1 protein-coding gene is annotated in these 1218 nt (G+C 49.3%); it reads left to right on the forward strand.

The features are described from left to right. Positions 1 to 340 precede the first annotated feature (340 nt). On the forward strand, positions 341 to 1218 hold an 878-nt coding region (locus GOV53_RS21165; RefSeq protein ID WP_170470542.1), incomplete at its 3' end, for a hypothetical protein.

Consider the following 1218-nt stretch of genomic DNA (forward strand, 5'->3'; position numbering starts at 1 on the left):
GCGACCATTCACAGCTACTTTACGCTATAGTTTGCCCAGTCATACGCTGCGATAGCTTTTTACGTGATTGCTACTTTCTTAGTGGAGCACTGCGCTGTGTTGCGATTGTATACTACGATAGTCAACGCGCGTTTTTCAGGCAATCAATCATACTTGCATCATTGACTGAAGCGTGCCCAGTCCCCGTATTCTGACGCAGTACGGTGTCCTACGGAGGCATATCATTCAACTAGCCAGCGCCAGTTCGAGTCCGCGAAAAAACTGGGAAAAATCGAAAACGTCTGCTTCGTAAGGGCTAAATTGAACTCACGACGAAAAGCCGCTTAGTGGCGGAACAAGGGTGCCAATCAAGTTCGATGGAGGATTGCTCTCTTGGAGTACCGCGTTTGCAATATGTACAACAGCTGTACTCGTCGTACTGCTTGGCGATCAGGCCGTTGCGTTTGGTGGTATTGCGGCAGTCGCGGGTTTTTCAGCTGGTTTTTTAGGGTCTGTCTTTTCTAGTCTTGTTTCTAACGCCAGAACGTTTGCGATGGTGCTGGTGAGTATACTGGTATGCACACTCTTCCCGCTTCAGTGGATCGCCTTTCTGTGTGGTTTTGTCTTGATTAGTTGGGCTGCTTTTGAAGGGTACAAGAACGGTGGTTTTGCAACAGTTCCTGCATTGAACGGATTGCTCTTGTACTTACTGATCCCACCCGACGAGCGTATTGCCGTTCATGTTTTGGTTTTTCTGGCCGCGGCGACAGTCGGTAGTTTGCTCAGCGTTTGGCTTAACTTGGCGGGATCAGCAATACGACCTCCCATGTCTTTCAAGGAAGCAATTTCTATCTGGCTATTCTTAATTGTCGGCATGAGTTTGACGTCGTTTCTCGCTCACATAATCGGAAACCAAAAATCCTACTGGCTTTCGTTGTTGTTCGTATTCCGCGTCTTGGCTCCACTTCAAAAAGTGCCGGATGCTGCATTGCGGTTTGGTGTTGGCGTAGCGCTTGGGTCTTTGGCTGCCCTATGTTTGGAGTTCAGCGGTTTGTCACATCACGTCTTATTGATCTTCGGGTTTGCCTCCGCTGTCATAGGCGTGCACAGAATAGGTGGTAACACGCTATGGACCGCGATGTTCTTTACGAATGCCACTCTGTCGGTGACTGCGCCAACGATTGAGTTTGCGGTCTTCCGAATAGAAGCGGCGGCGATGATAGTCCTCTTAGTCGGAGG

Source organism: Ruegeria arenilitoris (assembly GCF_013035315.1).
GTDB lineage: Bacteria > Pseudomonadota > Alphaproteobacteria > Rhodobacterales > Rhodobacteraceae > Ruegeria > Ruegeria arenilitoris_D.